This window comes from Roseibium sp. Sym1, assembly GCF_027359675.1.
Classification (GTDB): domain Bacteria; phylum Pseudomonadota; class Alphaproteobacteria; order Rhizobiales; family Stappiaceae; genus Roseibium.
Map to the genome: position 1 here is coordinate 1,285,242 of NZ_CP114786.1, position 24,759 is coordinate 1,310,000.

Here is a 24,759-nt window from a genome sequence, read left to right on the forward strand (position 1 = left end):
GTTCCGGCCCGCCGGACGGCGTTGCGCCGCTTGAACGGCCAACCAGGCCGTCCTGCGCAACGCGCCTTGCCGGCAAACCGGAACAACGACATCAGATCGGTTCCTATTAATTGCGGTTGGTATAACTCGGGAACAAGCGGCCGCTCCTTCGAGACGCCGCTGCGCGGCTCCTCTGGATGACGCCGAATGGGTGGCACCGGTTTGAGACAAGCGCCCAAGCCGACACCCGCGCACCCTCGGTTCACTCGATCGAATCGACAATCGTCTCGATCGCCCTGGTGAAGGCGTGGTCCGGCTGGAGCGTGCGGATCAGGCCGGTGCTGCCGATCTGGATGAGCTCCGTCGACAGGGGCAGGACCGCGGCGACCGGAGTGCGGTAGTTCGAGAAGATCCGCTGGGCCAGTTCAGTGAAGTCGAAGGTTTCCAGCGCCTTGTTGACCACCAGGAACAGCTGCGGCACTTCCAGTTTGCGTGCCAGCTCCAGGGTCACCGCGGTGCCCTGGTAGTCCTGGATGTCGGGCCTGAGGATCAGCAGAAGCGTGTCCGAAATGGCGATCGACAGAAGGGTCTCCTCGTTGACGCCCGGATGGGTGTCGATCAGGAGATAGTCCAGCTCCAGTTCCTTGCACAGGTCGACGAACCCGCGATTGAGGTCCTCGACATCGTATTTTTCCTTCAGGATGCGGGCGATTTCGCCGGTCTTGATGGAGGACGGCACGAGAAAGACCTTGCCGCCGTCCGGGACCGTGGACTGGCCCTGGGCATCGACCACGTTTGCGGTGACGTCGAGCGCCGTGTCCGTCACCCCGCAATGGCCCCACAGGTAGTTGTTCAGCGTGTGCGTCACGCGGTTGAGGTCGACCTTGAACAGCGTGTGGATTCCGGGCGACTGGATGTCGGTGTCGACGATGCCGACCCGATGCCCGCGCAAGGCCAGCGAGGAAGCCAGGTTCGCGGTGACGTTGGATTTGCCGGTGCCGCCCCGGTAGGAATGGGTGGAAATGATTTTGGTCACGTAACAACTCGGCTCGTCAGGTCAAAACTTCAGGATTTGTATCTGGATCGGAGATCCTTGGCCCGGGACTGCAGGGACCGGAAATAGTCGGTGTCGCTGACCTCTTCGATTTCCATCCTGGCCTGTTCCTCGTCATAGGTGACCTCGAACTTGTCCAGCCGGGTCTTCAGTTCCGCGTTTTCCTTGCGCAGCTTCGCCTCGGCGGCCTCGAGCTGGCGCTTGGTTTCCGTCAGTTCGGCGATCAGCTGGCTGGAATGAAACTCGCGCGCTTCCACCTGCACGACCATGCCGGAAAAGGTCTCGGCCAGCGCCCGGATGTCTTCCTCGACGGACGTGTCCGTGATCACCTGGAAAAGATCGTCGACATCATCGAAGCGGCCGTTGGCAATGGCCTCGCAGGTCCTTGCCAGACTGGCCAACGCAGGTTTCATGGTGTCAGATGAGCTCATTTCCGGCCTCCGGCTGCTCCCAATTGGTATAAACCATGCCTGATCGGGCAACCCAAGCTGTTTGTACCGGAAGGTCCGGTTTTCCGGGTCTCCCGTGCCCGGCGGTCAATTCGAAGCAGTCGTCTGCAAGGGGTTGGTGGTGCTCAGGTAGTTGCGCGAGATCCAGCCGACGCGTCCCGTGTCGACATCCCTGGCATGCACCCAGTTGCCGTTCACCTCGGTCTCCCGCACGGTCCGGCCCTTGTCGAAACGGTCGATCACGTGCTGCTGCAGGCCGGGTCCCGCCCTGAAGGCGACACGGTTGCCGCTGACATAATAGAGTGACCCCTGCTGCTGCTGTGGAGGCGGCAGGATGACCCTGGAGGGCTGCGGCGCCGGGTATGCGGCCCGCGCGATCTCTTCAAGATAGGACCGGTCGCGGAACTGGAGATAAACCAGCGCCAGGACAAACAGTCCGATCACAATCACATAAGGAACGAATCTCGGCATTATCGACGTTCCGGTTCCCACGTCCGTGTCTTGCCCCCCGCCGGGCCCCCTGCCTTGGGGCGGAGTGAACCAGTCAATCGTTCCGGGACCTCAACACCGCCCCGACCGAACGAAATAGCTGGATGACTCCTCACGTTTGCCCCTCCCGGCTGCCGCACCCTTCCTGGTGCAATCTCCTCACGTTAACACAGGAAAGTTGATGGTCCGATAAGACACCGCCAGCCGCGACAAGGAATTTTCCCATTGGCAGGCAGCCCCGCTTGTGGCCACCTGCCGGACGGGTTGCGGCATTTGGCGGACACCGTTTCCGGCATTCAAACGCCTTGTAGCGATGCTCAATCGCAAGAACAGCTTCAACGATGCGGGAAAAACACATTGCAACACCTTGCCCGGATCCACCGGGCAAAGCTGTCGCCGAGGCGGCCGAAATACGAGTGTCAGCGTTTCGGGATGATGTTGTGCTCCGGTCCGAACGGGAACCCGGTGATGTTGTCGGCACCGGTCTTCGTCACGATCAGGATATCGTGTTTCCGGTAGCCGCCGGGCGCCGGCAAGTCCGGTTCAGGCACCGTCTCGCAGACCCGCTCATGCGTGTCCGGGCCGGAGAACTTCACCCCCCGAACCGGACACGCGGTCTGCGAGACCTTTGCACGATCAGGCGGACTCCGAGGGTTCCGTGGCTTCCTTGTGTCCGCCGCTGCCTGGCGGTGAGCCGGAGGGCCGGCGGATGACCATCATGTAGAAGAAGAGGGCCGCAAGCATGAGGAAGAACAGGCTGTCCGGCCGCGTGAAAAAAATCATGGGGTCGTTGTCGTTGAGCGCCAGGGATCGTCTCAGATACTGCTCGAGGCTGGGGCCGAGGATGAACCCCAGCAACATGGACACGGTCGGGTAGCCGTACCGCCGCATAAAAAACGCAAGAACGCCGAAGACAACGGACAGCAACATCTGGAACACGGAAAACGTTGCGACATAACTTCCGACCAGCGCCACCACCGCGATCGAGGCGTAGAGCAGGCCGCGCGGTATCGAGACGATCCTGATGAACCAGGGACCGAGCAGGAACAGGGTCAGGGGGATCAGGATCAGGGCGCTCACCAGAAGGGAGGCGAACATCGGCGCAATGAGGTCGGCCTGCTGCTCGAGCAGCCGTGGACCGGGTTGCAGGCCGTTGATCACCAGAACGCCGAGAACGACCGCTGTCGTCGGGTCGCCGGGTATTCCGAATGTCAACATGGGAACGAAGGCACCGCCGCACATGGCGTTGTTGGCGGATTCCGCCGCGGCTATGCCCTCACGGCTGCCGCGGCCGTATTCGTCCGACTTCCGGGAGGCGCGTTTTGCTTCCGCATAGGCGACGAATGCCGCCATGGATCCGCCCGCGCCGGGCAGTATGCCGATGCCATAGCCGATCAGGGCACTCTTGATATAGGTGAAGAGGCCGATTTCGCGGATCTCCTGCCATGCGGGCAGGAAGTCGCGGCGCCGGATGGCCGCAGCCGCCCTGGCGGCCTGGATGTCGATGCCTGCAGCGCCCTGCCGGGCCTGGGCCAGGACTTCACAGATTGCGAAACTGCCGATGATGATGGGCATCATGTCGATCCCCTCCACCAGCAGTTCCGTGCCGAAATGCATGCGTGGTATCGGCTGCATGACGTCAATGCCGATGGTGGCGACCATGATGCCGATCATGGTCGCGACGATACCCTTGCTGATCTCCGCACGCTCAACGATGACGATGACCAGCAAGGCGAACAGTATCATCGAGAACTTGCCCGGGGTCTGGATCAGCAGCGATGCCTTTGCAGCGAGCGGCATGAGGCCCATAAGCAACACCGTGCCGATCGTGCCGCCAATCATCGAGCCGAGAGCGGCATGACCGAGCGCATTGGCGCCGCCCCCTTTCTTCATCAGGCTGTTGCCCTCCAGCGCAGTCATCATCGAGGACGGGGCACCCGGTATGTTGATCGTCGTCGCGGTGATGCTGCCGGCATACATTCCCGACATGAATATCGCCGCGCTCATCACGAGGGCGGGGATGACGTCGATGCTGTAGGTCAGCGGCAACAGCAGCGCCATCGCAAGTACGGACGTGAGGCCGGGCATCGCGCCGAAGAAGGCACCGATAAGAAAGCCGAGCAGCATGAAGCCCAGGACTTCCGGTTGTGCCAGCTGACCGAAACCCTGAAGCATCTCCAAAAGGAACGCCATTTAGAAAACCTCCGGCAAGAGAGGCAGGCGGACATGAAATGCGATGCGGAACAGCAGGTAGAAGACGAGTGTCACACCGGCCGCATAAAGTCCCGCGTGAGCTGGCCGCCTGTCGCAGAAACCGAACACACGGAAGACCCCGAGCGCGAACAGGAACGTCGATGCTACATATCCGAGGGGCTCAAAAAGCACCACGTAAAGCGCGGTGATCAGGACAGTTGCAAAAGGCCGGCGCAGAGACGCTCCGTCGGGCACCGGGACGGTCTCGCGGCTTTCGCGCCACAAGATCACCAAGAGCGCAACATAGGTCAGGCCGGATGCCAGTACCGGCAGAAATTTCGGGCCGACCAGGCCTTCGTCGAACTGCACCCTGATCTGGAATGCCGCTGCCATGTAGATGGTGTTGAGCGCGAAGAGAAACAGGGCGAACATCTGCCCGCCTGTCGGTTTGGAAAGTCGTTGCATCCGAACGGAACCTTGATCTTGAAAACAAGGTGCCGGCGAGACCCGCCGACACCTCGGTGCATTCCGGCACGCGCTTATCTGGAGATGATGCCCTTTTCGACCAGCTCATCCATCTGCTTGAACAGTGTCATGGAGGTCGTGTCCGCCCATGCGGTGACGTCATCGGTTCCGATCCAGTCCGGGGTCACGCCGACATCGGCGACCCAGGTCTGGAATTCCGCGCTTTCGAGGGCCTGCCTGTAGGCGTCTTCGATCTTGGCGACAACCTCGTCCGGCGTTCCCGCAGGAGCGGCCAGGACGATGAAGCTGCCGACGCGGATTTCAAGATCCTCGTCCGCTGCCGTCGCCACGTCCGGATAGGTAGGATTGGCTGTTCCGGAAAATTCCAGCAAGCCACGGGCGTCGCCACTTTGAATGAGCGAGGCGAAGTCACCAAGGCTGGTCGCAACAACGTCCACCTCGTCGTTGAGCAGAGCTTCCTTCTGCGGGGCCGCACCGCCCGGATAGGCAATCAGGTTGAACTTGACGCCCGTTGCCGCTTCCAGCTGCAAAAGTGCCAGATGCGTGCGCGAGCCGGTATTCTGAATGCCGATCTTCACCTTGCCGGGATGCTCCCTTGCGTCGGCAATCAGGTCCGAAACGGACTTGTAAGGCGCGTTCGCGTCGACAATGATCGCATCGGGCTCGCTGGTCACGCGAGCAATCAGCTTGAGCTTGTCCATCTTGTAGCTGGGCAGAAGACCCTGCCAAGGCACGGTGACGATACTGTCATAGGTCAGTGCGGCAATCGTGTAGCCGTCAGGCCGCGATTTCATGACGTCCGACACGCCGGTGGCGCTGATGCCGCCCTCGATGTTCTCGACATACATCGAGGTTCCCAGAATACCTTCGGCGATCGAGGTCAGCTTGCGGACAATGCCGTCGGTCCCCCCTCCGGCCCCCCAGGGTACGACGACCCGGACGTCCTTTTCCGGGTAGTCGGCAAATGCCGCTATCGGTGTGGCGGCAGTCATCGCGGCCACGGCAAGTAACACTGCCAGTTTCTTGAACATTTCACTCCTCCCAAAGTTGACTTCCAGATGTGAGCCGGCCGACGCGAGCGTCCGGTTTCCCAGTGTCATTGCGTTTCCGGCTCTAGGGTGCGGTGCCATCCCTGAAGATGGCTCCACAAGGTCCGGGCGGCCCCTCCGCATGGTGGACGGGATACCTGCCCCATTTTCCTCCCGGTGCATCGCGCAATTTCCCGACCTTTCCTGTCCATTCAGGGAGCCGCGTCAGATGCGCAATGCAGCCTTCCTCAAACGCGCTAGCCGTTGACGGCGGCGGGGTGGTTGATATTCCAGGTTGCCCATCCGGCCGCCTGGGCCCTTTCGACAAGCTCACGCAGCATGCGGACTTCTTCCGGCGTCAAATCACTGAGGGGCGGACGGACCGGCCCCGGGGTGAAGCCAACGATGCCGACGCCTGCCTTGATCGCGGAAACCGCGTAGCCCGGGCGACGATCGCGCAAGTCCGCAAACGGGAAGAAGAAGTCCTTCAAAATCTGCTGAACCGTGTCCCTGTCATTGCCGCGCAGGGCATTGAAGAAGCGCAGGGCCAGCTCTGGAACGAAATTGAAGACCGCAGACGAATAGGTGGTGACGCCCGCGCCATACAGAGCTTCCGCATAAAGTTCGTGGGTCGGCATGCCTCCCACGTAACAGAGGCGGTCACCGAGTGTCGCAGTGATGTGGCGAACATGGTCGACCTTGCCTGTGCCGTCCTTGAATCCGACCAGGTTTGGACATTCGTCGGCCAATCGCATGAGCGTGTCCGCATCAACCACGGCGTTGTCCCGGTTGTAAACGATCACGCCGAGTTCCGTTGCGCGGCAGACGGACCTGATGTGGTTGTAAAGACCTTCCTGCGGCCCTTGAACAAGGTAATTGGGCAGCAGAAGGAGGCCGTCGGCACCCGCCAGCTCCGCACGTGCCGCGAAGTCTTTCGCCATCTCGGTTCCGTAGCCGCAGCCGGAGATGATCGGCACGTCGCCGGCCGCTTCCTTGGCTGCCTTCACGACTTTCCCGACCTCTTCGGGCAACAGGGAAAAGAACTCGCCGGTGCCGCCAGCGGCAAACAGGGCAGCGGCGTCAAAGCCCGAGAGCCACTGGACATGGGCCTGGTAGCTCTCAAGGTTCAAGGAACCGTCCACGTTGAAATGCGTCACCGGAAAGGACAGCAGGCCGGACGAAATGCGGGTTTTGATATCTTCGGGCTTCATGCGCTCACTCGTCAGATTTTGTCATACGATGTCGTAGCTAAATTCATATGATCTTGTCAACAACTCATCATATGAATTTTGAATTGCCCTGACAAAATGAGTGTTCGAGCGTGTTATTTTGGCGCGTGCTTTCCAAAACCTGCTCTTTTCGTGGAGATTTGATCGAAGTAGAAAATCTGATAGACATCATATAAGTCGCCTCCCAACCCCTCTTCCTTCCGGAAAGCAGACCGACATTTGAAAGACGCAGTTCAGAAACGCAGTAAAAAATCTCTTGTCCTCACCGTGTCCGATGCCTTGCGGCAGCAGATCGGAGAAGGTCGATATTCTCCCGGTGACCGATTGCCAAGCGAGAGCCGCCTGACCGAGGAGTTTTCTGTCAGCCGAACAGTGATCCGGGAGGCGATTGCCAATCTGCGCGCGGACAAGCTTGTCGAACCGAGACATGGCGCGGGCGTGTTCGTGCTGTCACCTCCAAAGACTGTGGCCTTGCCGTTCCAGGAAGTCGATCCGGCACGGGTTTCGTCGATGATCGAAATGCTTGAGCTGCGTACCGCCGTCGAGGTCGAGGCCGCTTCCTTGGCAGCCTTGCGGCGGTCGCCGTCCCAGGAGGAGGCCATCGTGACCGCCTATCAGAAGGTCCGGGCCTTGTCCGAAGCGGGAGAGTCGACGGCGGAGGCGGATTTCGAACTGCACAAGACAATTGCCGAAGCCACCAACAATCCGCGTTTCGTCGAGTTTCTCAATCTGATCGGTCCGAGCGTGATCCCGCGCAAGGCACTGCACGCGGTTGCCGAAAAGGCTGAACTTGGTGCCTATCTATCAGTGCTCAACCGCGAACATGAGGCAATCGTCAAGGCAATCATTGCCGGCGACGAGAATGGAGCGGCCGAGGCAATGCGCCTTCACCTGCGCAGCAGTCAGGCCCGATATCGCGCGTTGCTTCACCAGACCAGTGGCTCGATCTGACGGGAGTCCCGGGGGATCGCGCACCGCAAGAACCGGAAGTGCCGGAAGACCTCAAGTCCCTGGCGCAATCAGGCTTGTTGCGACTCGCCTTGAGTGCGGATCGTATAATCGCGTGAAGAGAAACGGAGAGCGACCTGCCTGCGCTCGGAGAACGGCAGGCAGGAGTTTCCAACACCGTGATCAAGATGGCCTTTTGGGTCTCAACCCGTTTCGCTTGAAGTTCTGTCGATCTAGCGTTTCGGGATGATGTTGTGCTCGGGTCCGAACGGAAACCCGGTGATGTTGTCGGCGCCGGTCTCCGTCACGATCAGGATGTCGTGCTCGCGGTAGCCTCCGGCGCCGGCTTCGCCCTCCGGGATCATGATCATCGGTTCCATGGACACCACCATGCCCGGCTCCAGCACCGTCTCGACATCCTCACGCAGTTCGACCGAGGCTTCGCGGCCGTAATAGTGGCTGAGCACCCCGAAGGAATGGCCGTAGCCGAAGCTGCGATACTTGAGCAGGTCATGGCTGCGGTAGATGTCGTTGAGCTCGGTCGCGATGTCACAGCAGCGCGCGCCCGGCCTGATCAGCTTCAGGCCTTCCCGGTGCACATGGCAGTTGATTTCCCACAGCCTGAGGTGCGCGTCGGAGGCATGTTCGCAAAAGAGCGTACGCTCCAGCGCGGTATAGTAGCCGAAGATCATCGGGAAACAGTTGAGGCTCAGGATGTCACCGGCCTCGACCTTCTTGTTGGTGACCGGGTTATGCGCCCCGTCCGTGTTGATGCCGGACTGGAACCAGGTCCAGGTGTCCATCAGTTCCACGAAGGGGAAGGACCTGGCGATCTCGCGGATCATGGCATTGGTGGAAGCGATCGCCACTTCATGTTCCGGGACACCGGCCTGAACCGCGTCGACGAGCGCCGCGCCGCCGACATCACAGATGCGGGCGCCTTCGCGGATCAGGACATGTTCCTCAGCGCTCTTGATCGTGCGCTGTGCCATCGCGTCGGCGGCAATGTCGACCAGCTCCACGCCCGGCAGCGCGGCCTCCAGCTGCTTTTTCAGATCGAGAGACACATGGTCAAACTCGATGCCGACGCGTTTGATGCCCGGGTTGGGCACTTCCAGCAGGGACTGGATCGCATGGAAATAGTTGTCCCGGCGCCAGTCGGTGTAGATGACCGTGTCGCCATGGGTGCGGCGCCAGGGCTGGCCGCCGTCGATGCCGGCGGCAATGGTGGTCGCCTTGTCTTCAGTGACCAGGAAGCCGTATTTTCGGCCGAAGTAGCAATAGAGGAAGCCCGAGTAGTAGCAGATGTTGTGATAGGAGGTGAACAGGGCGGCATCGATACCGCGGTCCGCCATCAGCTTGCGCAGCTTGTCCTGCCTGCTGTCCATCTCCGCCGGAGAGAAGGGCGAAAAGGCCTTTTCGCCGTTGTTCATTTCATAGATGCGGATCATGTCGTTGCTCATCGGAGGCTCCTTTCGGTTTCGATCCTCAAGTCCATTTCCGGGCCACAAACAGAAAACGGGCCGGCTTCTGGAAAGAAGCCGGCCCGCCAGGCCCAATATCCAATTGTCTTGCTACCGGGAGATCCTTATCAGGTCTCCACCCGGTGACTGGCGTTCCGCCACCGGTTCACGATGAAAGCAGCCGTGGCCGGATGTCCAGCCCTTGCCGGATCAGCCCGGCGACAAACCTCTCAGTCGTTCCGACCGCCGGCGCAGCAGCTCCAGCACCGTCAGGAGGCAGATCGAAATTGCCACCATCAGCGAAGCCACCGCCAGAATGGTCGGTGAAATCTGTTCGCGCAGGCCGGTGAACATCTGCCACGGCAGGGTCTTCTGACCTGCAGAGCCCAGGAATAGCACCACCACGACCTCGTCGAAAGATGTGATGAAGGCAAACAATGCTCCGGAAACGACGCCCGGCACGATCAGCGGCATCTGCACCTTGAAGAAGGTGGTCACCGGGTTGGCGCCCAGATTGGCCGCCGCCCGCACAAGCGAGCGGTCGAAGCCGACCAGGGTGGCCGTGACCGTGATGATCACGAAGGGCGTGCCCAGCGCGGCATGCGCCAGCACGACGCCCCAGTAGGTGCCCTGAAGACCGATGCGGGAATAGAAGAAATACATGCCCGCTGCGGAAATGATCAGCGGCACGATCATCGGCGAGATCAGCACGGCCATGATGGCCGGTTTGTAGGGTACATGGGACTGGGACAGGCCGATGGCCGCCAGGGTGCCGAAGCTGGTCGCCAGCAATGTGGCCACCGGGGCGATCAGCACCGAGTTGGTCAGCGCCTGCTGCCAGTCCGGGTTGGTGAAGAAGTCCTGATAGTGCTTGAAGGAGTAGCCGGCCGGGTCGAACGCCAGCATTTCCTTGGTGAAGGTGAAGAAATCCTCCGCGTTGAAGCTGAGCGGAAGGATAATCAGGATCGGAAAGATCAGGAAGAAGAAGATCAGTCCGCAGATGATCCGGAAGGAATAGTACCAGGTCCGCTGCAAGGGGGACGCGTATGGGGGAAGTGCGCTCATATCGTCCTCCTATCCGAGTTTCACGTTATCGATGCCGACGATCTTGTCGTAGACAACGAACAGGACCATCACCGCCACCAGGAGCAATGTCCCGAGCGCGGCCGCCAGGCCCCAGTTGAGCGACGACGAGATGTGATAGGCGATCCGGTTGGAAATGAAGATGCCCGACGTGCCGCCGACCAGTTCCGGCGTGATGTAGTAGCCGATAGACAGGATGAAGACGAGCACGGCACCGGCGCCGATTCCGGGGACGGATTGAGGGAAATAGACCCGCCAGAAGGCAATCCAGTCATTGGCGCCAAGGCTCTTGGCCGCGCGCACATAGGACGGCGAGATGGTCTTCATCACCGAGTAGAGCGGCAGGATCATGAACGGCAACAGAATATGGGTCATCGCGATGATCGTACCGGTCTGGTTGTTGATCATCACCAGCCTGCCGGCTTCACTGACGAGCCCCGTCCAGACCAGGAAATCGTTGATGACCCCCTGTTGCTGCAACAACACCTTCCAGGCGGACGTTCGCACCAGCAGCGATGTCCAGAAGGGCAGCAGCACCAGGATCATCAGGAGGTTCGACGTGCGCAGCGGCAGGGCGGCCAGCAGGAAGGCGATCGGATAGCCCAGCAGCAAGCAGGAGACCGTGATCACGATCGACAGAAACAGGGTCCGGCCGAACAGGAACATGTAGATCCGTTCGTCTTCCGGCTTCATCTCGATGCCGTCAGCCGTCATCTGCGCATCGAAGGAATTCAGGAAATAGCCCGGGGTGATCCGGGGAGAATAGCGCTTGAGCACCTCCCAGGTTTCGACAGTGCCCCAGTCCTTGTCGGCGCCGAGGAACTGCTCCTTGAAGGGGCCGGCCTCGTCCATGCGCTTGATGCGCCGGCCGGTCTTGCGGAACAGGCTGGAAATGCCGCTCTGTTCGTAGTTGAGCCGGGATCCCAGGCGGGTATGGGTCTTATCCTCGACCGCAATGACCATGTCGTCATAGAGCGCGGCATAGACCGCCTCGTCAGGTACGTCGCCGGACGCCGGGTCCCATTCCTGGAGTGCGACAACCGTTTTGGGAAGCGTGTCCGCGACAATGCCGTTTTCGACCGAGCGGAACAGCATGTCCGCGATCGGGGCGACGAAGGTGATCAGCACAAAAATCAGGAGAGGCGCGATCAGCATGAGGGCGCGCAGTTTTTCCCGGCGCAGCGCCTTGGCCAGGGCAGCCTTCAGCGGCTTGCCGTCGGCCGTCGTCAATAGCTGACCGTCTTGGGTGGTGTCGCTCATGAAGCAGTCTTCCGCAAATCTTGGAGAGGAACCGGGTGGGGTCGAGCCCCACCCGGTCCGAAGCATGCCTTACGGCTTACTGTGCGAGCCACGCCTGGAACTTGGCGTCGATGTCGTCACGGTAATCCGCCCACCACTCGTAGTTATAGAGGAAGGTGTTCTTGGCATTGTTCGGGTCGGTCGGCATGTGCGGAGCCATGTCGATGCCGAGATCCGCGTGCTGACCAACCAGCGGTGCGGAAGACTTACGGGCCGGGCCGTAGGAGATGTATTTCGCCTGATCCGCCAGACGCTGGGTGTCGGTGGCGTATTTGACGAATTTCTTCACCTCGGCGAGGCGGTCTTCCGGAAGACCGGCCGGGATGATCCAGCCGTCCAGATCGAACACCTGGGCGTCCCACAGCATCTTCACCGGCTGCTTCTGCTCTTCGATGAGAGCAAACAGGCGGCCGTTGTAGGTGGAGCCGATCACGACTTCGCTGTCAGCCAGAAGCTGCGGGGTTTCCGCACCGGCCGACCACCAGACAACGTTGTCCTTGATGGTGTCGAGCTTGGCGAATGCACGGTCCTGGCCTTCTTCGGTTTCCAGAACGTCGTAGACGTCTTCTTTCGCCACGCCGTCACACAGAAGGGCCCATTCCATGTTGTTGATCGGACGCTTTTCCAGCGAGCGCTTGCCCGGGAAGGTTTCCAGATCGAACACGTCACAGATGTCGTCGGGCTCCTTGCCGCCCCAGTCGGCAACGTCGGAACGGTAGCCGAAGGTGGTGGAGTAGACGATCTGCGGGATGAAGCACTCGGAAACGAGCAGGTCACCGAAGTCTTCGGAAGCCTTGGTGCCGTCCGGCGCGTCGGCCAGGTCGGTGTCCGGGTCGATTTCCATCGCCAGGCCTTCATCGCACAGGCGGATGGCGTCGGAAGCAACCACGTCGACGAGATCCCAGGTGATGTTGCCGGCTTCGTTCATGGCGCGCAGTTTGGCCACGGCTTCAGCGGAGGACTCGTCCCAGATCACGTTGATGTCCGAATTTTCGGCCGTGTACGGGTCCGTGTAGGCAGCCTTCTGGGACGCCTGATAGGCACCGCCCCAGGAGACGAGCGTCAGATCTGTTGCAAGGGCCGAGCTGCCGGCAAATGCCAGAGCGGTGCCTGCAAGGATTACAGTCTTGAGCTTCATTTGAGCTAGCTCCCTCTTTTAGGATTTAACGGAGTGGTTCCGTCGTTGTCGCTGGCGGCCGCGAACCGGCCGCCGGGCGATTTCAGACAACCGCGTCGAGCGCTTTGCAGTCGTTCAGCGCCCAGCCCACACGGACTGTTTCGCCGACATCGAGCTTGCGCCTCTCTCCGCGGTTGCGAACTTTGATGATGAACTCGTCATTGCCGGCGACGTTCATGCGAACGCGGATGTGATCGCCGAGATAGATGAGTTCCTCGATCCGGCCATTGACCAGATTGTCCATGTCATCGGTTGTGTCGAACTCCACGCGCTCCGGCCTGAGCGACAGGGTTGTCCTGTCGCCGATGGCCGACACGTTGACCTTGTCCGCCTTCAGCTTGGTGCCGTCATCGAGTTCAACGAGGCATTCGTCGCCCTGGATGTCGATCACCTTGCCGTCCAGCTTGTTGTTTTCGCCGATAAACTGCGCGACGAAGGAGTTCTGCGGATCCTCGTAGAGGTCATCCGGGGTCGACAGCTGCTGGATGACGCCGTCGTTGAACACGGCCACCCGGTCCGACATGGTCAGGGCTTCGGTCTGGTCGTGGGTCACGTAAACGACGGTCACGCCCAGGTTCTCGTGAATGTGCTTGATCTCGTACTGCATCTGCTCGCGCAGCTGCTTGTCGAGCGCACCCAGCGGCTCGTCCATCAGAACCAGCTCGGGATCGAACACCAGGGCCCGGGCGACCGCGACACGCTGCTGCTGACCGCCGGAAAGCTGTGCCGGCCGGCGATTGCCGAAACTGCCTAGCTCGACCATTTCCAGGGCCCGCTTGACCTTGGCTTCCTGGTCCGCCTTGCCGACATTGCGGACCTGCAGCGGAAACGCGAGGTTTTCTGCGACGGTCATGTGCGGGAACAGGGCATAGTTCTGGAACACCATGCCGATGCCGCGCTTGTGCGGCGGCACGTTGTTGATCGGACGTTCGTTGAGATAGATCTCCCCGTGCGTCGCCGGTTCGAAGCCCGCCAGCATCATCAGGCAGGTTGTCTTGCCGGATCCGGACGGTCCGAGCATGGTCAGGAATTCGCCCGGCGGGATATCGAGGTTGAGGTTCTTTACGACCAGGGTTTCCCCGTCATAGCTCTTTTGAACGCTGTCATAGTTAACAGCAGCGCCCCGTGTATTCGCCATATTGTCCCCAAGTCTGGTTCATTATTATTGAGCACTCACCTGAATACCGCTCAGCAAGCCATGGCTTGCTGGAGCACCCGGTCAGCGCAGTTGCGCATAGAAAAACAAAATTGCTTCTCCAAGAAAAGGGGGCAATGCAAAAAAATGTATATTTTTTAGTCAGCTACCGACTTAATATTTTGCAATGCAGAAGGGCTGAGGAATTTTTACTCAACACAGACATCCCGGGGAAAAGATTATCTTCCCCGAGGTTAAGTATTCTTCGTGCACAGTTTTGTCCGCTTTTGCGTGTGTGCAATAGAGTGTCTCAGATTTTCTGCATGCTACTGCGCAAGTGCGTCACCAATTGGTGTCCTTGCGTCATGATATGTCCGGGATTGCACCCTTGAACACAACCGTGTCTCGGCAAAACGCCCACGCAGCCGGAGCAGGACCGCAATGATCTTGTACTTCACGGGGAACCTCCGCTAAGGTCCAGCCGAACGGCAGGACGAATGTTGAAACATCCAGATTCAGGTCAGCCCCAGTTTCTGACCACCAAGGAAGTGGCCGACCTGCTCAGGGTCAAGGAACGCAAGGTCTATGACCTGGCCGCGGCCGACGAGATCCCGCACCGGCGGATAACCGGAAAGCTGCTGTTTCCGGCACGGGAACTGCGTGCCTGGATCGAGGGCCCGAATGGCGGGACCAGCCGCGACCGGCCCAATGTGCTGGCCGGTTCCCACGACCCGCTGCTGGACTGGGCGATTCACACCTCCGGCTGCGGCCTGGCCACGCTCTGCAATGGCAGCGCGGACGGACTGGGCCAATTCGAGGCCGGAACCGCGGCCCTTGCCGGACTGCACCTGCCCGAGGACGCCGGGTGGAACATTGCCACGGTGAGCAGCCGTGGCTTGAGCAACGCCGTCCTGATTGCCTGGGCGATCCGCAAGCGCGGCCTCCTGATTTCGGAGGATGCGGCGGGATCGATCCGCTCGGTCGCCGATCTGAAAGGCAAACGATTTGCCATGCGGCAATCCGGTGCGGGAACAGCCCTGCTGTTCGCCAAGCTGCTCTCCGAGGCCGGCCTGTCCGAATCCGATCTCGCCTGTTCCAGAACACCCGCCCATACCGAAAATGACGCGGCCGCCGCCGTTGCCGGAGGAGAGGCCGATGCCGCGCTCGGTCTTGAAACCATGGCCAGGCCGTTCCGGCTCCGGTTCCTGCCCCTGGTCGACGAAAGGTTCGACCTGCTGGTTGACCGCAAGGCCTATTTCACCGAGCCGCTGCAGCAGCTCTTTGCATTCGCCCGGGGACCGGATTTCCGCGAACGGGCGGCGGCACTCGGCGGCTACGACCTGAGCGGCCACGGCACCGTCCGCTGGCTGTCTTCCTGAAGGCCCTCACCCTGGAAAGAACACGATGAGCGATGTCCGTCCGCATGAAGTCATGATTTCCGTTCCGGAGCCCGATGATGCGAGGCTCCATTTCATTGGCCGGATCCACACGCCCTGGACAGACCGCAAGGACTGCCCGCGCCAAGGCAAGGAAGACGGCCCGGAGTGCCGCATCGAGATCTTCGAGCCCTGGGTGGCGGCCCTGAAGGGCATCGAGGATTACGGGCGGGTCGAAGTGCTCTACTGGCTGGACAGGGCGCGCAGGGATCTTGTGATCCAGAACCCGGGGCACAGCGACAGCATCTTCGGCACCTTCGCGCTGCGCTCGCCGGTCCGGCCCAATCCGATCGGCACGTCCCTGGTGAAGCTGGTTTCCGTCGACGGCCCGAACCTGGTCGTACGCGGTCTCGACTGCCTCGACGGCACACCGCTTGTCGACCTGAAACCGGACCGCTGCACGTTCACGCCGAAAGCCCCGCCAAAGACCTGAAGACGCCGCTGGCGTTTTCGAACAGGTTGACAAGCACTCCTCAGAATTGACAATCCGGCCACGAAACTGCTCCTCAGAAGCGGTCCCGGGAGACCTTCATGACATCAGCCCCCCTTGATGGTGCCATTGCCGTCAACGACGTCGTTTCCATCGAAATTGCCGGCAAGACCGGGCTCATCGCCCTGGACAACCCGCCGGTCAATGCCGCTTCCCACGCGCTGCGCTCCGGTCTCTGGCAGGCGATCGAGACCTTGCAACTGCGCGCGGATGTCGAGGTGATCGCGCTCTATGGCAAGGGCCGCACCTTCATCGCGGGCGCCGACATCCGGGAGTTCGGCAAGCCGCCGCTGGATCCCTGGCTTCCGGAACTGTGCAACTTCATCGAGGTGTCCGAAAAACCGGTCGTCTGCATTCTTCACGGCACCACCTTGGGCGGGGGTCTCGAGGTCGCCATGTCCTGTCACGCAAGGGTGGCGCTCAAGGGGACGAAGGTCGGCCTTCCGGAGGTCACGCTCGGCATTCTGCCCGGTGCCGGCGGCACGCAACGCACGCCCCGGCTTGCCGGCATTGCCTTTGCCCTGGACATGATCACGTCGGGCAAGCCCGTCACGGATGAGCAGGCCCTCGAAAAAGGGCTTGTCGACCGCATCGCGGAAGGCGACCCGCGCGAGCTTGCCCTGACCGCCGCCTCGGACGTTCTGGAGGGAAATTTGCCCAGACGCAGGACCGGCGACCTCGTCGCCGAACCGGATGCCGCCGCCATCGACGCGGCCCGTGCCAGGCTCGCCCGATCCCAGCCGCAGCTGTTTTCGCCGCACAAATGCGTCGACGCGGTCGCGGCCTGCCATCTGCCGATCAAGGACGGCATGAAGGAAGAGCGCCGTCTCTACGAGGAGTGCATGGAAAGCCCCCAGCGCGCCGGCCTGATCCACGCCTTCTTTTCCGAACGGGCGGTAACCAAGATCCCCGAAGCTTCTGCGGAGCCGCGCGAAATCAGGTCTGTGGGCGTCATCGGCGGCGGCACGATGGGCTCGGGCATTGCCACGGCGGTGCTTCTCGCGGGCCTGCCGGTGACCTTGACCGAGCGCGACCAGGCGGGCCTCGACCGGGGTACCGAGACCATTGCCGGGAACCTGGACGGCGCCGTCAAGCGCGGCAAGCTCAGCGCTGAAGGGCGCGACGAGATCCTGAACGCGAAACTGGGCACGTCCACGGATCTCGCCGACCTCGCGGATGCCGATCTGGTGATCGAGGCGGTGTTCGAGGAGATGAGCGTCAAGCGCGACATCTTCGAGACCCTCGACAAGGTCTGCAAACAGGGCGCGGTCCTGGCCTCCAACACGTCCTATCTCGACATCAACGAGATCGCCGCCACGACGGCTCGGCCCCAGGACGTCATCGGCCTGCATTTCTTCTCGCCGGCGCATGTGATGCGGCTGCTGGAGGTGGTGGTCGCGGACAGAACCGCCCCGGAAATGGTCGCCACCGGCTTCGCACTCGCCAAGCGACTGAAAAAGATCGCCGTACGTTCCGGCGTCTGTGACGGCTTCATCGGCAACCGCGTCATGACCTTCTACAAGAAGGCCGCCGACTACATGATGATGGACGGCGCCTCTCCGGAAGAGATCGACACGGCCATGCGCGGCTTCGGCTTCGCCATGGGCCCTTACCAGGTCGCCGATCTCGCCGGTCTCGACATCAGCTGGGCCGCCAACAAGCGCCGCGCGGCAACCCGCCCGGCCGAGGAACGCTACATCCCGATCGCCGACCGGCTGTGCGAAAACGGCTGGTTCGGCCGCAAGACCGGCCAGGGCTTCTATATTTATGACGATGACGGTCCCCGGCCCAATCCGGAGGCGCTCGCGGTCATCGACACGGAACGTGAACAGGCCGGCGTGAGCCCACGCAAATTCACCGCAGAGGACATCGTCAGCCGTTTCATGACGGCGATGATTGCCGAAGGCACACGGGTGCTGGAAGAAGGCATCGCCCTCCGGCCGATCGACATCGACGCGGTGTTCCTCAACGGTTACGGCTTCCCCCGCTTCCGCGGCGGCCCCATGCACACGGCTGATGATATCGGTGCCGCGGAACTGGTCCGGCGGATCGAGGAATACGCCAGGGAAGACGGCTATTACTGGCAGGTGCCCGAGCTCTTGCGGAAAATGGCAGCGAGCGGAGCGACGTTTGCGGAGATGAACGCACGTGGGTGAGTGAGCGCGCGATCCATCTTCCATCTGTCATCCCCGCGCTATGCTCCGCCCGGGGTGACACCAGTGGTTCCCGGCTAAACCGACTGCGCCGCCTCCAATCCGCCCGCGGCATATTCCGGAACGCTTGCGCCTAGCCTCAATCCCAGTTCCGGGTTGGAGGCATTGCCGTCGAGCGCACGTTTCTTCACTCCCTGCAGGATCGCGCCCATGCGGAAGAAGGCGAAGGCCAGGTAGAAGCCGAAATCCGGAATGCCCGAGAGCCCCATGCGCGCGCAATAGGCATCGATGAAAGCCCGGTCTTCCGGAATGCCGAGCGCCTTGCGGTCGACGCCGGCCAGACCGCGGCCTTCGGTTCCGGGCGGCCGCTGCCACTGCATGACCAGGGCCGCGAGATCGGCAAAGGGATGGCCGATGGTGGAAAGCTCCCAATCGAGCACCGCGACACAGGCGGGGCCGTTTTCGGCAAACAGCATGTTGTCGATGCGGTAGTCGCCGTGGACCAGCGTGCGCCGGCCGTCATCGTCCGGAACATTCCGGTCGAGCCAGTCGATCAGATCGTCCATCGCGGAGATTGTCCCGGTTTCGCTTGCCCGGTACTGCTTGGTCCAGCGGTCGATCTGGCGGCGGTAGTAGTTTCCGGACGGCCCGAAATCGGAAAGGCCGCGGGCCTCCAGGTCGATCCCGTGAATGGCGGCCAGCACCCGGTTCATCTCGTCATAGAGGCCGCGCCGGGTCTCGAGATCAACGTCCGGAACCCGCGGGTCATCGAAATTGCGGCCACGGACCAGATCCATGATGTAGAAGGCCGAGCCGATGATGCTGTCGTCCTCGCACAGGACATGCATCTTCGCGACAGGAACATCCGATCCGGCCAGTGCCCTCTGCACCCTGAATTCCCGGTCAACCGCGTGAGCGGATTTCAGGAGCGCACCGGGCGGCTTGCGGCGCAGGACATAGTCGCCCGATCCCGATTTCAGCCGGAAGGTCGGATTGGACTGGCCCCGGTTGAATTTTTCCGCGGCAAGCGGGCCTTCGAAGCCGGGCAGGTTCTGTTCCAGCCAGGCGGCAAGTGTCTTCAGGTCGAGATCCTGTCCGGCTGTCATGGATGGTGATCTCCAACAAGAGACGTACTGCCACAGCCGTTCACGACGCAGCTCCAACCCCCGTCGTCATCCTGAGGAGCGCGCTTGCTCGCGTCTCGAAGGATCCGCGGCTTGTTCAAGAATATGCCGCCGATTCTTCGAGACAGCGCTGCGCGCTTCCTCAGGATGACGGCGGTGGGTGAGGGGAGACCGCCGGTGGGTGGCCAAGGTCCAGTAATAGACAGAGGTACAGCCACACTCACAACTTCCCGTTAGAGTATTTCCGGAGTTCCGTCCGGGCGACCTGGCGGCGATGGACGGCGTCCGGGCCGTCGGCGAAGCGCAAGGTGCGCAGGTGCGTCCACATGGCGGCCAGCGGGAAATCCTGGCTGATGCCGGCCGCGCCGTGGAGTTGCATGGCCTCGTCGACCACCTTCAGGGCCGCGAGCGGGGCAACCACCTTGATCTGGCTGATCCAGGGCTGGGCGGCCCTTGTGCCTTGCGTGTCCATGACCCAGGCGGCTTTCAGGCACAAGAGCCGGGCCATCTCGATTTCCATGCGGGCATTGGCGATGATGTCGTAATTGGCACCGAGATCCATCAGCCGCTTGCCGAAGGCCTCGCGGTCCATGGCCCGGCGGCAGAGCATCTCCAGCGCCTTTTCCGCCTGGCCGATGGCACGCATGCAATGATGAATGCGGCCCGGGCCGAGACGTCCCTGGGCAACCTCGAAACCACGGCCCTCACCGAGCACCAGATCCTGTTCCGGAACACGGACATTGGTGAAACGGATATGCATGTGGCCGTGGGGGGCGTCGTCGGCGCCGAAAACATGCATCGGCCGCAGGACCTCGATGCCGGGCGCATCCGCCGGCACCAGAAACATGGAGTGACGGCTGTGCTTGTGGGCCTCGGGATCGGTGCAGGCCATGACGATATAAACCGCGCAGCGCGGATCGCCCGCACCCGTCGCCCACCACTTGTCGCCGTCGAGCACCCAGGCATTCCCGTCCTTTTTGGCGGTCAGCGAGATGTTGGTGGCATCGGACGAGGCGACGTCCGGCTCGGTCATCAGGTAGGCCGAGCGGATATCACCGCTGAGCAACGGCTTCAGCCAGCGCTGCTTGTGGGCCTCGGTGCCGTAACGCTCCAGGACCTCCATGTTGCCGGTATCGGGCGCATTGCAGTTGAAGATCTCCGCGGCAATGCCGACCTTGCCCATCTCCTCGGCCAGGTAGGCATATTCCACGGTCGTCAGGCCGAAGCCCTTGTCGCTATCGGTCAGCCAGAAATTCCAGAGACCGCGCTCCTTTGCCTTCGCCTTGAGCGTGTCCAGGATTTCCCTTTGCCGATCGGTCATCCGGAAACGATCACCGGACGGATGGCGGCCGACCTCCTCATGATATTCGTGATCGAGCGGTGCGATCTCGGTCTCGACCATCCGTCGGACCTGCTCGATCAGCGGACGCACCCGCTCGGAAATGCCGAGATCCATGGTTCCTCCTAACAGATTTCGTCACGCAGGTGCGCCATCGCGGCGCGGTATTCGGATTCGATGCGATCGACAACGGCCGCGGCCGGCCCCACGGACTTGACGGCACCAATGCCCTGGCCGGCGCCCCAGATCTCGCGCCAGGCCTTCGGCTTCGGACTGTCGTCGGGCATGACACTGACGTCCCAGTCCTCCGGGAGGTTGTTCGGGTCGAGGCCGACCCTGGCGATGGAGCCTTTCAGGTAATTCGCCGGATGGCCGGTGAAGAGCGACGACGTCAGCACGTCCTCCGCGCCGGCCGCCACCATCATGTCCTTGTAGGTCCTGTCCGCGTTGGCCTCGTCGGTCGCAACGAAGGGCGAGCCGATATAGCCCAGATCGGCGCCAAGCACGCGGGCTGCCAGAAGCGCCTCCCCGGTGGAGACGGCGCCACCAAGCAGCAGCGGACCGTCGAACCAGTCGCGGATCTCGCGCACCAGCGCGAAGGGGGATTGCGGGCCGCCATGGCCGCCGGCCCCGGCCGCGACCGCGATCAGGCCGTCGGCGCCCTTTTCGACCGCCTTCCTGGCATAGGTGTTGTTGATGACGTCGTGAAGCGCGATGCCGCCGCAGGCATGGGCGGCTTCGTTGACCTCGACCCGTGCGCCCATCGAAGTGATCCAGACGGGTACCTTCCAGCGCGCGCAGATCTCGATGTCCCGTTCCAGGCGCTCGTTGGAGCGGTGCACGATCTGGTTGACCGCAAAGGGCGCGGCGGGACGATCGGGATTTGCCTGGTTGTGCTTGTCGAGCGCCTCGGTGATCTGTTTCAGCCAGGCCTCGAGAACAACCGGACCATCCGGTTCATCGCGGGCGTTGAGTGCCGGAAAGCTGCCGATGATGCCGGCCTTGCACTGGGCGATGACAAGGTCGGGGCAGGAAACGATGAACAGCGGCGCGGCAACGGCCGGCAATCTCAGGCCCTGCAGCGCCTTTGGCAGGGTGCGTGCCTTCAGCATCACGAATGGTCCTCTTCAAGGTAAAACCTGTTCAGCCAGTCTGCCGCGAGGGCCGGCCGCTTTTCGCCTTCAATCTCGATCGTCGATGTCCACGTGATATCGATCTCGGCCGGTTTCGGGCGGGTCAGCGCAGCCAGGATGAAGCGGCCACGCAGCCGGGCCCCGGCCTTGACCGGCGCCAGGAAGCGGACCTTGTCGAAACCGTAATTGATGCCCATCCCGGCACCCGCGATCTTCGGCTGCGCTTCCAGCGCCATCGCCGAGAGCAGAGACAGGGTGAGAAAACCATGGGCGATGGTGCCTCCGAAGGGCGTTCCGGCCGCGCGGGCGGGATCAACATGAATGAACTGGTGATCCCCGGTCACGCCGGCAAAGGCGTCGATCTTCGCCTGGTCGATGACATGCCAGGAGGACACGCCGACTTCCTGCCCCACAAGGGCTTGCAGCTCTCCCGGGGTCAGCGCTTGCGTTGCAGCTTCCGCCGTCACTCAATAGGCCTCCTGGAAGAGATCGGGACCGGTCTCGACATTGATGCCGCCGCTGATCGGCAGGATCGCACCGGTGACATAGGCGCCGCCGTAACCGCACAGATACTGCATGGCGGCGGCAATGTCGCCCGGACGGCCGACCCGGCCGAGCGGCACCTGTGAGCCGACACGGGTGCGGATGTCCTCGTCAGCCGTGGCGAAGGCCGTCATGTTGCTGACAAACGGTCCGGGCGCCAGCGCATTGACCGTGATGCGCCGTTCCGCCAGTTCCTTGGCGAGGATCCGTGTCAGGTGATGCACAGCCGCCTTCGAGGCGGCATAGCTGTAGGCGCGGTCGCCGTGCGCGGTCTCCCCCATCACCGAGCCGACATTGACGACCCGTGCCGGATCGTCATCGGAGGCGGCCGCCTCCAGACGCGGCAGCAGGGCCTGGGTCAGCTGGAACAGGCCGGTGACATTGACCCGCATCACCCGTTCCCAGGCATGATAGGGGAACTCCCCGAGCGGCATGCCCCAGCTGGTTCCGGCATTGTTCATCAGGATGGCAAGTTGATCCGTGCGCCGTCCGACCTCTTCGGCCAGTGCCGCGATGCCCTCCTCCGTTGAAACATCCCCGGCAAAGCCTTCCGCCTTGCCGGAATATCCAAGCCCGTTAAGAGCATCAGCGGCCACCTTGCAGGCGTCCTCCTTGCGGCTGGCGATCAGGACGCGGGCGCCGGCGGCCATCAGGCCTTCGGCGGCCATGCGGCCGACACCGGTGGCACCGCCGGTCACAAGAGCGGTCTTGCCGGTCAGTCCAAACAGGGTTTCAGGCGTCATTCCGCACCTTCCGCGAATGTTTTTCTCAAAGTCAGTTTGGAGACCTTGCCGGTCGCCGTCATCGGCAATTCATCCACATAGACGACATCATCCGGCACCTGCCACTTGGCAACCCGTTTCGCCAGCAGGGCAAGGATCTCGTCCTTCTGCGGCTGGGCATCCTCGCGGGGCTGGACGATCAGCAGCGGCCGTTCGTCCCACTTGGCGTCCGGAACCGCGATCACGGCACAGTTGGCAACCCCCGGGTGGGACATGACGATGTTCTCAAGATCAAGGGAACTGATCCACTCGCCGCCCGACTTGATCAGGTCCTTGGACCGGTCGGTGATCGTCAGGAAACCGTCGGGACTGATGGCGGCTATGTCGCCGGTGCAGAACCAGCCCTCTGCGTCGAAGACCGGTTTCGAGGCCTCCGGATCCTCATAATAGCCGGAAGTGATGGTGTTGCCGCGCACATAGAGATGGCCCGGTGTCCGGCCGTCCTGCGGCAGCCGGTTGCCGGCATCGTCGACGATCTTCATCTCGACGCCGAACACGCGCCGCCCCTGACTCTGCTTGCGGTCGATACGTTCCTCGAAGGGCAGGTCCGCCATGTCCGGCGGCAGGTTGCACTGGGTGCCGAGCGGGCTCATTTCCGTCATGCCCCAGGCATGGCAGACATTGACCCCTTCCTTCTCGAAACCCTCGATCAGCGAGCGCGACGCGGCGGAGCCGCCAACGACAATGTCGCCGAAGCCCTCGGGCAGTCGGCCGCGCTGGCGGATCTCGTTCATCAGGCCGATCCACACGGTCGGCACGCCCCAGGCGGAAAACACCTTTTCCCGGTCCATCAGGTCGAACACGCTCTTGCCGTCCAGCGCGCCGCCCGGAAAGATCAGGCTCGAGCCGGAAAGCGGTGCGGAATAGGGCAATCCCCAGGCATTGACGTGAAACAGCGGCACCACGGGGAGAATGCGCGAGCCTTCATGCAGGACACGCGGAATGGTGACACAGGTGCTGTAGGCATGCAGCACCGTCGAGCGGTGCGAATAAAGCGTGCCCTTGGGATTGCCGGTGGTTCCGGACGTGTAACAGAGCCCTGCGGCCTGGTCCTCGGGAAAGTCCGGCCAGTCGATATCGTCCGGCTGTCCCTCGAGGATCTCCTCGTAGCAGAGCGCGCCTTCCAGAGAGGTGTCCGGCATGTGCGCCCGGTCGGTCATGATGACGACCTTGAGATCGTCGGGGAAATGGGGGCGCAGCTTTTCGATGATCGGCACGAAGGTCAGGTCGACGAACAGTAGCCGGTCCCGGGCGTGGTTGACGATATAGATCATCTGTTCGGCGGACAGGCGCGGATTGATCGTGTGGCAGACGGCGCCAATACCGGAAATGGCGTAGTAAAGCTCGAAATGCCGATAGCCGTTCCAGGCGAGCGTCGCGACCCGGTCGCCGTCCTGAACGCCCAGGCTCCTCAATCCGTGGGCAAGCTGGGCGATCCGTCCGGATGTTTCCTTGTAGGTGGCCCGGTGAATATCGCCTTCCGTGCGCACGGAGACGATTTCGCTCGAGGGATAGGTGTCGCGCGCAAATGTGATGAGGTCCGCTATTTTCAGCGGACGGTGCATCATCATTCCCTTCATGTGGCTCCTCCCAGAACACACCCGCTTTTGCGGAATTATAGGTGTCAATTAAAGAGCCTAGCGCGGGCCTCGGGGACTGGAAAGGTCAATTTCCCGGAAACTCTTTGACAGCGGCGCGCGCATGCGCCAAACCCTGCGCCGAGCAAAAGGAATGATTGAGACCCCTT

Annotated in this window: 23 protein-coding genes; 4 read left to right on the top strand and 19 right to left on the bottom strand. The window is 61.9% G+C overall.

Annotated elements, in window-relative coordinates:
* Positions 1 to 241: 241 nt before the first annotated feature.
* From O6760_RS05815 to kdgD, 8 genes are all read right to left on the bottom strand, one after another.
* Positions 242 to 1,015, bottom strand: coding sequence for a MinD/ParA family ATP-binding protein (locus O6760_RS05815; RefSeq protein WP_269584541.1), 774 nt, complete (start codon positions 1,013 to 1,015; stop codon positions 242 to 244).
* 29 nt (positions 1,016 to 1,044) lie between these two features.
* Positions 1,045 to 1,464: a hypothetical protein gene (locus O6760_RS05820; RefSeq protein WP_269584542.1), complete on the bottom strand. Its 420-nt coding sequence runs from the start codon at positions 1,462 to 1,464 to the stop codon at positions 1,045 to 1,047.
* Between the two features lie 105 nt (positions 1,465 to 1,569).
* Positions 1,570 to 1,953, bottom strand: a complete 384-nt coding sequence (locus O6760_RS05825) for an SH3 domain-containing protein (protein ID WP_269584543.1) — start codon at positions 1,951 to 1,953, stop codon at positions 1,570 to 1,572.
* A 437-nt stretch (positions 1,954 to 2,390) separates the two neighbouring features.
* Positions 2,391 to 2,567, bottom strand: a complete 177-nt coding sequence (locus O6760_RS05830; RefSeq protein ID WP_269584544.1) for a hypothetical protein — start codon at positions 2,565 to 2,567, stop codon at positions 2,391 to 2,393.
* A 40-nt stretch (positions 2,568 to 2,607) separates the two neighbouring features.
* A complete protein-coding gene (locus tag O6760_RS05835) occupies positions 2,608 to 4,164 on the bottom strand; it encodes a tripartite tricarboxylate transporter permease (protein WP_269584545.1) in 1,557 nt (518 codons plus the stop codon).
* A complete protein-coding gene (locus tag O6760_RS05840) occupies positions 4,165 to 4,629 on the bottom strand; it encodes a tripartite tricarboxylate transporter TctB family protein (protein WP_269584546.1) in 465 nt (154 codons plus the stop codon).
* Positions 4,630 to 4,703: 74 nt separating this feature from the next.
* Positions 4,704 to 5,681, bottom strand: a complete 978-nt coding sequence (locus tag O6760_RS05845; RefSeq protein ID WP_269584547.1) for a Bug family tripartite tricarboxylate transporter substrate binding protein — start codon at positions 5,679 to 5,681, stop codon at positions 4,704 to 4,706.
* 254 nt (positions 5,682 to 5,935) lie between these two features.
* Positions 5,936 to 6,889, bottom strand: a complete 954-nt coding sequence (gene kdgD, locus O6760_RS05850; RefSeq protein ID WP_269584548.1) for a 5-dehydro-4-deoxyglucarate dehydratase — start codon at positions 6,887 to 6,889, stop codon at positions 5,936 to 5,938.
* A 237-nt stretch (positions 6,890 to 7,126) separates the two neighbouring features.
* On the opposite strand from kdgD, the gene O6760_RS05855 reads away from it, so the two are divergent.
* Positions 7,127 to 7,858: a FadR/GntR family transcriptional regulator gene (locus O6760_RS05855; RefSeq protein WP_269584549.1), complete on the top strand. Its 732-nt coding sequence runs from the start codon at positions 7,127 to 7,129 to the stop codon at positions 7,856 to 7,858.
* 230 nt (positions 7,859 to 8,088) lie between these two features.
* On the opposite strand, the gene O6760_RS05860 is transcribed toward O6760_RS05855, so the two are convergent.
* The 5 genes from O6760_RS05860 to O6760_RS05880 form a co-directional block, all read right to left on the bottom strand.
* Positions 8,089 to 9,318 carry a M24 family metallopeptidase gene (locus O6760_RS05860; RefSeq protein WP_269584550.1) on the bottom strand — a complete coding sequence of 410 codons (1,230 nt, stop codon included), beginning with the start codon at positions 9,316 to 9,318 and terminating at the stop codon, positions 8,089 to 8,091.
* 210 nt (positions 9,319 to 9,528) lie between these two features.
* Positions 9,529 to 10,383 (bottom strand): ABC transporter permease, encoded by an 855-nt coding sequence (locus tag O6760_RS05865; protein ID WP_269584551.1) that lies wholly within the window; start codon positions 10,381 to 10,383, stop codon positions 9,529 to 9,531.
* 9 nt (positions 10,384 to 10,392) lie between these two features.
* On the bottom strand, positions 10,393 to 11,661 hold the full coding sequence (locus O6760_RS05870) for an ABC transporter permease (RefSeq protein ID WP_269584552.1): 1,269 nt from the start codon (positions 11,659 to 11,661) through the stop codon (positions 10,393 to 10,395).
* Positions 11,662 to 11,737: 76 nt separating this feature from the next.
* On the bottom strand, positions 11,738 to 12,838 hold the full coding sequence (locus O6760_RS05875) for an extracellular solute-binding protein (RefSeq protein ID WP_269584553.1): 1,101 nt from the start codon (positions 12,836 to 12,838) through the stop codon (positions 11,738 to 11,740).
* Between the two features lie 82 nt (positions 12,839 to 12,920).
* The gene (locus O6760_RS05880) at positions 12,921 to 14,015 is read right to left on the bottom strand and encodes an ABC transporter ATP-binding protein (protein ID WP_269584554.1); all 1,095 of its coding nucleotides are present in this window, start codon (positions 14,013 to 14,015) and stop codon (positions 12,921 to 12,923) included.
* Between the two features lie 494 nt (positions 14,016 to 14,509).
* Here O6760_RS05880 and O6760_RS05885 point away from each other — a divergent pair, with 494 nt between their 5' ends.
* From O6760_RS05885 to O6760_RS05895, 3 genes are all read left to right on the top strand, one after another.
* Positions 14,510 to 15,391 carry a helix-turn-helix transcriptional regulator gene (locus O6760_RS05885; protein WP_269584555.1) on the top strand — a complete coding sequence of 294 codons (882 nt, stop codon included), beginning with the start codon at positions 14,510 to 14,512 and terminating at the stop codon, positions 15,389 to 15,391.
* Positions 15,392 to 15,416: 25 nt separating this feature from the next.
* Positions 15,417 to 15,881, top strand: a complete 465-nt coding sequence (tsaA, locus tag O6760_RS05890) for a tRNA (N6-threonylcarbamoyladenosine(37)-N6)-methyltransferase TrmO (RefSeq protein ID WP_269584556.1) — start codon at positions 15,417 to 15,419, stop codon at positions 15,879 to 15,881.
* Positions 15,882 to 15,979: 98 nt separating this feature from the next.
* Positions 15,980 to 18,094 carry a 3-hydroxyacyl-CoA dehydrogenase NAD-binding domain-containing protein gene (locus O6760_RS05895; protein WP_269584557.1) on the top strand — a complete coding sequence of 705 codons (2,115 nt, stop codon included), beginning with the start codon at positions 15,980 to 15,982 and terminating at the stop codon, positions 18,092 to 18,094.
* A 74-nt stretch (positions 18,095 to 18,168) separates the two neighbouring features.
* Here O6760_RS05895 and O6760_RS05900 read toward each other — a convergent pair whose 3' ends face one another.
* From O6760_RS05900 to O6760_RS05925, 6 genes are all read right to left on the bottom strand, one after another.
* A complete protein-coding gene (locus tag O6760_RS05900) occupies positions 18,169 to 19,197 on the bottom strand; it encodes a phosphotransferase family protein (RefSeq protein WP_269584558.1) in 1,029 nt (342 codons plus the stop codon).
* Between the two features lie 238 nt (positions 19,198 to 19,435).
* Positions 19,436 to 20,671 carry an acyl-CoA dehydrogenase family protein gene (locus O6760_RS05905; RefSeq protein WP_269584559.1) on the bottom strand — a complete coding sequence of 412 codons (1,236 nt, stop codon included), beginning with the start codon at positions 20,669 to 20,671 and terminating at the stop codon, positions 19,436 to 19,438.
* An 8-nt stretch (positions 20,672 to 20,679) separates the two neighbouring features.
* Entirely contained in the window at positions 20,680 to 21,666 is a 987-nt protein-coding gene (locus tag O6760_RS05910; RefSeq protein WP_269584560.1) for an NAD(P)H-dependent flavin oxidoreductase, read from the bottom strand.
* On the bottom strand, positions 21,666 to 22,154 hold the full coding sequence (locus O6760_RS05915; protein ID WP_269584561.1) for a MaoC family dehydratase: 489 nt from the start codon (positions 22,152 to 22,154) through the stop codon (positions 21,666 to 21,668). The genes O6760_RS05910 and O6760_RS05915 overlap by 1 nt, the downstream gene beginning before the upstream one ends.
* Positions 22,155 to 22,973 (bottom strand): SDR family NAD(P)-dependent oxidoreductase, encoded by an 819-nt coding sequence (locus tag O6760_RS05920; protein WP_269584562.1) that lies wholly within the window; start codon positions 22,971 to 22,973, stop codon positions 22,155 to 22,157.
* Positions 22,970 to 24,592, bottom strand: coding sequence for a long-chain fatty acid--CoA ligase (locus O6760_RS05925; RefSeq protein ID WP_269584563.1), 1,623 nt, complete (start codon positions 24,590 to 24,592; stop codon positions 22,970 to 22,972). The genes O6760_RS05920 and O6760_RS05925 overlap by 4 nt, the downstream gene beginning before the upstream one ends.
* Positions 24,593 to 24,759: the final 167 nt, after the last annotated feature.

Bases quoted from the DNA above. Each gene is read 5' to 3' on its own strand.
- O6760_RS05820 (WP_269584542.1), bottom strand. From the start codon at position 1,464: ATGAGCTCATCTGACACCATGAAACCTGCGTTGGCCAGTCTGGCAAGG.
- O6760_RS05825 (WP_269584543.1), bottom strand. From the start codon at position 1,953: ATGCCGAGATTCGTTCCTTATGTGATTGTGATCGGACTGTTTGTCCTG.
- O6760_RS05835 (WP_269584545.1), bottom strand. From the start codon at position 4,164: ATGGCGTTCCTTTTGGAGATGCTTCAGGGTTTCGGTCAGCTGGCACAA.
- O6760_RS05840 (WP_269584546.1), bottom strand. From the start codon at position 4,629: ATGCAACGACTTTCCAAACCGACAGGCGGGCAGATGTTCGCCCTGTTT.
- O6760_RS05845 (WP_269584547.1), bottom strand. From the start codon at position 5,681: ATGTTCAAGAAACTGGCAGTGTTACTTGCCGTGGCCGCGATGACTGCC.
- kdgD (WP_269584548.1), bottom strand. From the start codon at position 6,889: ATGAAGCCCGAAGATATCAAAACCCGCATTTCGTCCGGCCTGCTGTCC.
- O6760_RS05860 (WP_269584550.1), bottom strand. From the start codon at position 9,318: ATGAGCAACGACATGATCCGCATCTATGAAATGAACAACGGCGAAAAG.
- O6760_RS05865 (WP_269584551.1), bottom strand. From the start codon at position 10,383: ATGAGCGCACTTCCCCCATACGCGTCCCCCTTGCAGCGGACCTGGTAC.
- O6760_RS05870 (WP_269584552.1), bottom strand. From the start codon at position 11,661: ATGAGCGACACCACCCAAGACGGTCAGCTATTGACGACGGCCGACGGC.
- O6760_RS05875 (WP_269584553.1), bottom strand. From the start codon at position 12,838: ATGAAGCTCAAGACTGTAATCCTTGCAGGCACCGCTCTGGCATTTGCC.
- O6760_RS05880 (WP_269584554.1), bottom strand. From the start codon at position 14,015: ATGGCGAATACACGGGGCGCTGCTGTTAACTATGACAGCGTTCAAAAG.
- O6760_RS05885 (WP_269584555.1), top strand. From the start codon at position 14,510: ATGTTGAAACATCCAGATTCAGGTCAGCCCCAGTTTCTGACCACCAAG.
- tsaA (WP_269584556.1), top strand. From the start codon at position 15,417: ATGAGCGATGTCCGTCCGCATGAAGTCATGATTTCCGTTCCGGAGCCC.
- O6760_RS05895 (WP_269584557.1), top strand. From the start codon at position 15,980: ATGACATCAGCCCCCCTTGATGGTGCCATTGCCGTCAACGACGTCGTT.
- O6760_RS05900 (WP_269584558.1), bottom strand. From the start codon at position 19,197: ATGACAGCCGGACAGGATCTCGACCTGAAGACACTTGCCGCCTGGCTG.
- O6760_RS05905 (WP_269584559.1), bottom strand. From the start codon at position 20,671: ATGGATCTCGGCATTTCCGAGCGGGTGCGTCCGCTGATCGAGCAGGTC.
- O6760_RS05910 (WP_269584560.1), bottom strand. From the start codon at position 21,666: ATGCTGAAGGCACGCACCCTGCCAAAGGCGCTGCAGGGCCTGAGATTG.
- O6760_RS05920 (WP_269584562.1), bottom strand. From the start codon at position 22,973: ATGACGCCTGAAACCCTGTTTGGACTGACCGGCAAGACCGCTCTTGTG.
- O6760_RS05925 (WP_269584563.1), bottom strand. From the start codon at position 24,592: ATGAAGGGAATGATGATGCACCGTCCGCTGAAAATAGCGGACCTCATC.